Annotated in this window: 7 protein-coding genes and 1 pseudogene; 2 read left to right on the top strand and 6 right to left on the bottom strand. The window is 72.6% G+C overall.

The genetic code is table 11. The features are described 5' to 3' along the window. Positions 1-101, bottom strand: a pseudogene (locus tag ABZY44_RS36910) (class II glutamine amidotransferase); the annotation flags it as partial. Between the two features lie 401 nt (positions 102-502). Here ABZY44_RS36910 and ABZY44_RS36905 point away from each other — a divergent pair. Further along, complete coding sequence (locus ABZY44_RS36905; RefSeq protein ID WP_356661804.1) at positions 503-928, top strand: hypothetical protein; 426 nt, start codon at positions 503-505, stop codon at positions 926-928. Positions 929-1,016: 88 nt separating this feature from the next. Here ABZY44_RS36905 and ABZY44_RS36900 read toward each other — a convergent pair whose 3' ends face one another. From ABZY44_RS36900 to ABZY44_RS36880, 5 genes are all read right to left on the bottom strand, one after another. After that, complete coding sequence (locus ABZY44_RS36900; protein WP_356661802.1) at positions 1,017-1,637, bottom strand: hypothetical protein; 621 nt, start codon at positions 1,635-1,637, stop codon at positions 1,017-1,019. 88 nt (positions 1,638-1,725) lie between these two features. Then, positions 1,726-3,747: an RICIN domain-containing protein gene (locus ABZY44_RS36895; RefSeq protein ID WP_356661800.1), complete on the bottom strand. Its 2,022-nt coding sequence runs from the start codon at positions 3,745-3,747 to the stop codon at positions 1,726-1,728. Between the two features lie 487 nt (positions 3,748-4,234). Continuing rightward, positions 4,235-5,428, bottom strand: a complete 1,194-nt coding sequence (locus ABZY44_RS36890) for an MFS transporter (RefSeq protein ID WP_356661798.1) — start codon at positions 5,426-5,428, stop codon at positions 4,235-4,237. 137 nt (positions 5,429-5,565) lie between these two features. Then, positions 5,566-6,420 carry a restriction endonuclease gene (locus ABZY44_RS36885; RefSeq protein WP_356661796.1) on the bottom strand — a complete coding sequence of 285 codons (855 nt, stop codon included), beginning with the start codon at positions 6,418-6,420 and terminating at the stop codon, positions 5,566-5,568. Between the two features lie 184 nt (positions 6,421-6,604). After that, positions 6,605-6,787 (bottom strand): hypothetical protein, encoded by a 183-nt coding sequence (locus ABZY44_RS36880; RefSeq protein WP_356661794.1) that lies wholly within the window; start codon positions 6,785-6,787, stop codon positions 6,605-6,607. 226 nt (positions 6,788-7,013) lie between these two features. Here ABZY44_RS36880 and ABZY44_RS36875 point away from each other — a divergent pair, with 226 nt between their 5' ends. Continuing rightward, a complete protein-coding gene (locus ABZY44_RS36875) occupies positions 7,014-7,982 on the top strand; it encodes an LLM class F420-dependent oxidoreductase (RefSeq protein WP_356661792.1) in 969 nt (322 codons plus the stop codon). Positions 7,983-8,160: the final 178 nt, after the last annotated feature.

The following is an 8,160-nucleotide window of genomic DNA, read 5'->3' as shown; positions in this document are numbered from 1 at the left end:
AGCTTGGAGTGCAGGCTCTGGTCGATCAGCGAGTGGGCGGGTTTGTACAGGATGGTGTCGAGCAGCATGGGGGTTCCCGAATAGGCGAGCCATCGACACATGAGCCATCACCTGTGTTCCCTGCCACCTGGCGTAGCACTGCGGGACGTCCGGCCCGGGTACGCCATCCGGACGCTGTCCCTCCGGCCCCCATTCTCGCGGCCCCCTCGGATGATCGCCACGCGGGCGGCGGCACCGGCGCCTACCGGGCCTGCCGGGAGGCCGCCAGCGGTTCACCCGCCCGGCGCTGCGCCGGGCGACGCGTTCGTGTGCGGTCCGGGGAGGGAGCCGGGGCCGAACCGGGTGCCCTCGCCGCGCTGCGGGAGCGGGGACCGCCGGGGTCCGTCCCGTCGAATGGTCCGGACGGGGGGCGGGGCGGGATGCGGATCGCGCCCGGGCGTGTGTAGGTGGTCTTGGGTTCCGCAGGGATCCTCACCCGCCCCGTCCCGCTCGAGGAGTGTTCATGAAGCGTCTTCCCGTGATCGGCGTGCTCTGTGCCGCCGCGGTCTTCGGTCTCAGCGCGTGCTCCGACGACAGCTCGCCCTCGGAGGATGCCACCAAGGCCGCGAGTGCACTGTGCGCCGACCTCTCCGAGCTCAAGGGCGACACCGCCAAGCTCAAGGCGCTCGACCCTTCGTCCGCGACCAAGGACCAGGTGAAGGACGCCCAGCAGGCCGTCCAGGACGACTGGAACAGCGTCAAGACCAACGCGAGCCAGATGAAGGAGGCCGAGCGCTCGGCCGTCCAGAGCGCTACCGAGGACCTGAAGAAGGCCTGGGACGACGTGCCGGGCGACACGACCGGCAAGGACGCCCTGACCATGCTGCAGCCGCAGATCCAGAAGCTGGACCAGGCGACGACGGCCGCCGCCGCCGGCCTCAAGTGCTGACGCGCCTTCCGTAGCGGCCACCACCCGCAGAGCCTCTTGCCCGCGCGGCCCCCCGAGGGGCCGCGCGCGGCCGTGCGGGACCGCCCGCCTAGCGGCGGGCGCGCCGGCGTCGTACGAGGATCCCGACGGCCGCCCCGGCGAAGGCCGTGACCGCCACGCCCGCCGTCGTCCACCAGACGGCGGACCCCGATCCGGCCTTCCCGGATTCCGGGGAGGCCTCGGAGGTTCCTGTCGGTGCCTGGGCCGAGGCGGAGGCCTGCGCCGGTGTCGGGGTCGGCGCGGGTGAGGGTGCGGCGGGACGGGGGCCCGGGGTGCCGGTGGCCGGAGCCGGGTCCACCACCGGTACGGCGACCTCGAGTTCACCGTGCCCGAGAGCGGGGAAGCCCACGTCCACGGTGACCTTCCAGGCCCCGGGCGGCAGGGACTCGGCCGTGGTCCAGCCCGCCGGCGCCGCCGCCGGATCGCGTACCAGGCGCCAGGGTCCCGCGGTGCGCGCGCCGTCGGCGCTGACGGCGTTCACGGTGGCGGCGACCGCCTCGTCGATGGCGTCCCCGTCGTTCTCCCAGGTGAGGTCCGCGGTGACATGGCCTTCCCGCTGCCCGGACATCACCACCTTCACGGTGTCGCCGTGGGCGTGCGCCGCGGCCGGGGACAGCAGGATCAGACCGAGTGCGGTCAGGACGGCCTGGAAAGCGATTCGTATGCGCATCGTGGCGGTGCTCCGGGTGGGATGAGGGACCGGCGGACGGCCGCGTCGCGCGGCCGTCCGCCGGGGGGACTTCAGGGGGCGGGGCTGGTCAGCCGACCTTCTGCGCGGTCCAGGCCTGCGCCGCGCGGCCGTCCGCGCGCTGGAGGTCGAGCAGCCAGTTCCCGTAGTACGGGCGGCTGCTCACGGTCAGCGCGAAGCCGCCGCTCGGGTCGGTGACGGTCACCGCGCCGCCGCGGGAGGTCAGCTTCCAGGCCTGCGCGCCGACGGCGCCGCAGGGCTGCTGCGCGACCCACATGCCGGCGGCCGCGGCGCCGCCCGGTTGCAGGCACTTGCCGGATGCCGCCGAGCGGATGCGGACCAGTCCGCTGCCCGCGTCGTCGAAGTACCACTGCTGCTGGGCGTATCCGTTGGAGCGCGCCCCGACGAGCACGGTGCCGTCGGCGCCGCGTCCGCCCCAGATCTCGGCGGCCATGCCGGTGCTGCCGTTCCCCAGCAGGTACCGGGTGTTGGGGGTGGTCGTACCACCGCCCGTGCCCTTCGTGCGGAAGGACGTGGCCTTGCCCGGTCCGGTGTCCCGGCCGGCGCTGTCGCGGACGGAGACGGCGACCGTGTAGGAGGTGTCGGCCCGGAGGTTGTAGACGCGCAGCACCGGGGACTGGACCCAGGCCAGGTGCTTGCCGTTCAGCAGGACCTGGTACCAGGCGGCGCCCTCGACCTTGGGCCAGTTCACGACGACGGAGTCCGACTGGACCTGTGCCACCGTCACGGCCGGTCCGCCCGTGGGCTTCTTGGTGGGCGTGGGCGTCGGCGCCTTGGTCGGCGTCGGGCTCTTGGTCGGGGTCGGGGTCGGCGTCGGGTTCGGACCGGGGTCGGTGCCGCCTCCGCCCTGGGTGCGCATCAGGAACTGGTTGTCGGCGATGTTCCAGTGCGTGGCCAGGTAGCTGCCGGCCTTCGGGCTGGTGTGGAAGTAGTCGTCGTGATTGCAGTCCAGGATGTTCTCGGACGCCTGGTTGGTGCAGACGTTGCGCATCTGCGGGTAGTACGGCGTGTCCGAGTAGCACATGACGTCGAACTCGTCGGTGCAGTGCGCGCCGCGGCTGGTGTTCGGGGCGCTGTTGTTGACCGCGCCCAGATTGTGGCCGAGTTCGTGCGCCGCGGTGTGGCCGCCCCAGCAACCGGAGTCCGTACGGCCGTACGAGGGGCCGAAGTTGCTGATGTTGGCCTGGCCGGGCCGCTCGTCGCCGTTGAAGGTGCCGATGCCGCAGTAGACCTGGGTGTCCGCGAAGATCATGTACTTGCGGTCCCGGCGGTCGAGCCCCTTGCCGGCGAGCGCGGCGTTGGTCGCGCTGAACTCGGCCAGCGCCGAGTCCGGGAGCTCGATGTTGACCACGGTCGGGGTGCAGTCGGCGGCCGTCACGTAGCGGATGTGACGGATCCCGCCGGTCTCCTGGGCGCTCGTCGCGTAGATGAGGTCGGCGTCGGCCGCCCACTTGCGGAACGAGGCCACGTACTCGGAGTAGCGGTCGCGGCCGGGTCCGTGGACGTACACCACCTGGACGCGGTTGCCGGTGCTGCCGTCTCCGTCGCACTGGACGGTCTGACCCGCCGGGCCGGCGGCTATGTCCTGGCCGGCGGCCGAGGGCGCGGGCGCGGCGGACTTGTCGGCCGTGCGGGCGCCGTCGGCGGCGGGCGCGTCCTGAGGGCGCCCGCCGCCTTCGCCGGTCGCCGGGTCGTCGGTGGCGGGGCGGGCCGGATCGGCCGCCGGCGCCGACGCCTTGACGGCGGGCGCGATGTCCTTCGTGATGTCGACACCCTTGGGCGGGGCGTCGGGGCCGTGGGTACAGAGACCGGCATCCGTCCGGTACACGCCGGCGCACCGGTCGCCCTTCGCCGCGGGGGCGAGGCCGTCGTAGACCATGCCGCGCGCGCCCTCGTTGGCGGGCGCGCTCGTGAGGGGTTGGGGCTCCTGGTCCCGGGCGGGCGCGGCGGCCGGCGCGGCGGCCGCGGCGGCGGCTTGTACGGACACGGCCTGGGCGCCGTCGCCCAGTCCGGAGTAGGCGATCCCGGCGGCGATGACCGCCGAGGTGGCCATGGCGGCGGTGAGGAGCATCAACCGCCGGGGTTTGCGCCGGTGTTCACGCCGTCTGCGTCGTCCTGGCATGGGCACCTCAAGTCTGTGTCGGATGAGTGGGTGCGCGGAAGCCTGCCAGACGAATGCGGCGGAGAATTCGGACAAAGAGGAGCGCGCTTCGAGAAATCATTCCGTTACCTGTCCGTCAAATCTGACGAACATTCAATTCACAATAAAATAAGGCCAGTTACGCGCGTCATGCGCATTGGTCCAGGCCTTGCCGAAGAGAGTCGTTATAAGATCGAGATAATGAAGGCTGGCTTGTTGACGGGAATTCAGTCAGGTATTCATCTAATTACTACCTGTCGAATTCTCTCCGTCACGACGCGTGAGGAACGCGGCCCCCGGGCGGCCCCGGGGAGCGCGGAGACGTTCTCCGGGCCTCCGACGGAACCTGCCGACGGACCGTCACCCGCCCCTGCGCGCCGGAACGGGCCGGCGGCCGGCCCCCGCGGGCCTCGGGCACTCAGGCCCCGGCGGCTCGCACCGGACGCCGGAGCAGGTAGCCGGCCGCGGACAGGACGAGCACCGCCATGCACGCGATGAACACCAGCCCCGCACCCTCCAGCCCGAGCGGACCCACCAAGACCCCCACCCCGATCACCGGCACGGAGATGCCCGCGTACGCCACCACGAACAGCGTGGAGATCACGGCCGCCCGGTGGTCCGCGGGGGATGCCCCGGCCACCGCGGAGAGCGCCCCGCGAAACGCCATCCCCTGCCCGAACCCGCCCACGAGGGCGCTCAGTACGACCAGCGGCAGCAGATCCCAGCCCAGCGCACCCGCGAGCAGCGCCAGCCCGCCGAGGAGCCCGGCGCACCCGAGCGGCAGCGAGCGCCCCACCCCGACACGGCCGACCGCCAGCTGTCCGGCGGTGGAGGCGAAGAAGGCCAGCGCGACCACCAGCCCGCTCACGGCGTGGTTCGTCACGTCCAGGGACTGCGCGAGGAACGCCGGACTGACGGAGGTGAACACCCCGAACAGCGCGAACCCCACGAACGAGACGACCGCCGCCGGTACGAACGCCGCCCGTACCTGCGGCGGCAGACCGGGCCGCTGCGGCCGTACGGTGCTCAGCGGCCGCCGTTCCCCAACCGTCTCAGGAAGCCGCAGCAGGACGACGGCCGAGCCGGCCACCAGCGCGAGGTGCACGGCGAACGGCAGGTACAGCGGCCAGGGGGCGTACTGCGCGAGCACGCCCGCGAGCAGCGGGCCGCAACCCAGCCCACCCATGTTGGCGGCCGTCGCGACGAGCGTGGCCCTCGAGGCGCCTCCGCGCGGTGCCAGCTCCATGACGTACACCGTGGCGGCCCCGGTGAACAGGCCCGCGGACAGTCCCGACAGCAGCCGCCCGGCGTACAGCCAGGCCGTCCCGTCGGCGCACAGGAAGCAGACGGCGCTCCCGGCCGCGAAGCCGAGCCCCGCCAGCAGCACCGGCCGCCGGCCCACGGCGTCCGAGGCATTGCCCGCCAGCAGCAGCACACCGATGACCGCGAAGGCGTACACGGCGTACACCACGGTCACCGTCAACTCGGAGAACCCGAACTTCTCCTGGTAGAGGCCGTAGAGGGGGGTCGGCAAGGTGGTGCCGGCCATGCACACGGCGAACACCGCCCCACTGAGCAAACACTGGCGCCACCCTCGGCCGTCACCGTCCATGCCGCCGACGGTAAACCCGCGAGGCGCCCCGGACCGGCCCTGACGTGCACGGCGCGCCGCCGCCCCCACCTGCACAGGCGAGGGCGGCGGAGAGATCCGGGCGCTCGTCCACGGCGTGGGCGGGCGCCTGGCTCGCGTCAGCGGGCTTCGGATCCGAGCGCGCGGGGGACGTCGTGGGCCGCCTCGGAACGGACTTCGGGCGCTTCCCAGGGCGGCGGCACCGCCTGCTCGGTCCATTCGGCCAGGGCCTCCCCGTCGAGGCAGACGATGCCGCAGGTGGCCGCGTAGTCGAGGGCGGGTGCGGTGAAGGAGCTGGTGGTCACGATGATCGCCACATCGGCGTCGTGGACGGCGAAGCAGGTACCGCCGAATCGCTGCAGGTCCTGCGAGCCGACCCGGTTGTCCTCGGCGTAGTGCTTGCACTGCAGCACGACGCGCAGTCCGTCCGGGGTCGTGGCGAGCACATCGGCGCCCAAGTCCCCTGCGCCGCCCACCACTTCCACCGGGCTGCAGCCGTCCCGCGCGCACAGCGCCGCGACGGTGTGTTCGAAGCCGTCGGCATCGACCGCCGCGTGGTCCAGAGCCGTGGCCCCGACGTCGGGCACGAGCCCCGGGTCGGGCACGTGGTCCGTGTCGGGTACTCGAATGGTGTCGGGTATGCGGAGGGTGTCGGGTATGCAGCCCGTGCCGGGCGGAAAGGCCGTGCCGGGCGCCTCGAACAGGCCGGGCCCGGCCGGCGCGGCGTACCCGTACGCGTCGGGACGCGCCGCGGAGCGCCGTCGGACGGGTGAGACGCTCCACCGGGCGAGCACCACCCCCAGCAGCAGGACCACCACCGTCACGACGGGGAGGACCGGTATCCGCGTCCCGGCGTCTCCGGCGGCCCGGACGAAAGCCGCCAGCCCGGCCACAGCTGTCCCGGCGAGTCCGAAGGCGAGCAGAACGTCGCCCCCCAGCGGCGCGCCGCGGTGCGGGCCCTTGCTTCTGCTCACCCTTGATGACGCCATGCGGCAGCCCTCCCCTTGGTCGGCCGCCGCGCGGCCCCGTCTGCTCGTCTGCTCTTCTGCTCTTCTGCTCTTCTGCTCGGTCGCTCGGTCGCTCGGTCGGCTCACTGACCCCCCGGCTCACTCACCCGGCAGACCACCAGACCGGAAGTGCGGACCTCGCCTCCCGGGGTCAGCGTCTGCGGCCCCGCCCACGGGCGGCCCACGCGTTGCCGATCCCGGCGACGTGCAGCGCAAGCGCCGCGAGACCGATCAGCATGAAGTTGGTGGAGCTCAGCACGTCGTTGGTGGCGATGTGAGCCGCGTTGATCAGGAAGGCGATGAAGAACAGCACTGCGGCGGCGATACCCAGCATGGTCAGGGTCCCCTCGGTCGGTGAGCTCGGTCGGTGAGCACTGCGTTCGGCCGGGGGGCACTGCGCTCGGCCGATGACCGCCGTGTGCCCGGTGGAGGCCCGAACATGAGCGTCCGCCCGGCGTATTTCGCGCCGCGGGCGTGACCGCGGCGGGGCAGGTTCCGTCCCGCGCGAGGTTCCGTCCCGTGGGAGGTTTCGTGAGCGCGATATGGGCAAGGCGCGCCGTATGGTGCGAATCGGGTACACGATGATGACCGAGCAGGCCGGACCGCGTGAGCTGGTGTCCCACGTCGTGGGTGCGGAGGGGGCGGGCTTCGACTTCTCCGTCATCTCCGACCACTTCTCACCCTGGCTGGAATCACAGGGCCACTCGCCCTATGCGTGGAGCGTCCTGGGCGCCGCCGCGCAGGCCACGTCCCGGATCCCGCTGATGACGTACGTGACCTGCCCGACCTTCCGCTACCACCCCGCGGTCGTCGCGCAGAAGGCGGCGACGATGCAGATCCTGTCCGAGGGGCGGTTCCGTCTGGGCCTGGGTTCCGGGGAGAACCTGAACGAACACGTCGTGGGGGCCGGGTGGCCGGCCGCCCACGTACGCCTCGACATGCTGGAGGAGGCCGTGGACATCATCCGGCGCTTGTTCACCGGGGAGAGCGTGAGCCACCACGGCGCCCACTACGACGTCGAGAACGCCAGGCTCTGGGACCTCCCCGACGCGCCGCCCCCGATCGGGATCGCCGTCTCCGGCCCCAGCTCCTGCGAGCTCGCCGGCCGTAAGGGCGACCTGGTGATCGCCACGGAGCCGAAGCGGCAGCTCCTCGAGCAGTTCGACGAGCACGGCGGGGCGGGCAAGCAGCGCGTCGGCCAGCTTCCCGTCTGCTACGACACCGACCGGGACACCGCCATCGCCCGTGCGCACGACCAGTTCCGGTGGTCCCTCGGCGGCTGGAAGGTCAACGCGGAGCTCCCCGGCCCCGTCGGCTTCGACCAGGCCGCGCGGCACGTCCGGCCCGCCGACGTGGCCGAGGCCATTCCGTGCGGCGACGACGTGGACGCGTTCGTCGAGGCGGTGCGCCGGTACGAGGAGGCGGGCTTCACGGAGGTCGCCCTCGTGCAGATCGGCGGAGACCAGCAGCAGCCGTTCCTCGACTGGGCCGAGGCCAAACTCCTGCCCGCCCTGCGCAGCTCTCTGTGAAGCCGGCCGTTCCTCCCCGGGCGAAGGGAGCGCCGGCGGACCGGCCGAAGGAGCGTCGGCACGGTCGACCAGCGCTCCGTCGTCCCTCCTGCGGCACCGGTGGCCCCTTCCGCAGCCCCTGCGCCTGACCGACCCGGGTCCGGACATGACGGTGGGCCCGGACTCCTCGAGTCCGGGC

This window comes from Streptomyces sp. NPDC006544, from assembly GCF_040611715.1.
Taxonomy (GTDB): Bacteria; Actinomycetota; Actinomycetes; order Streptomycetales; family Streptomycetaceae; genus Streptomyces.
The sequence above is the reverse complement of the archived record's forward strand: the minus strand, read 5'-3'. Positions and strand labels throughout refer to the sequence as shown.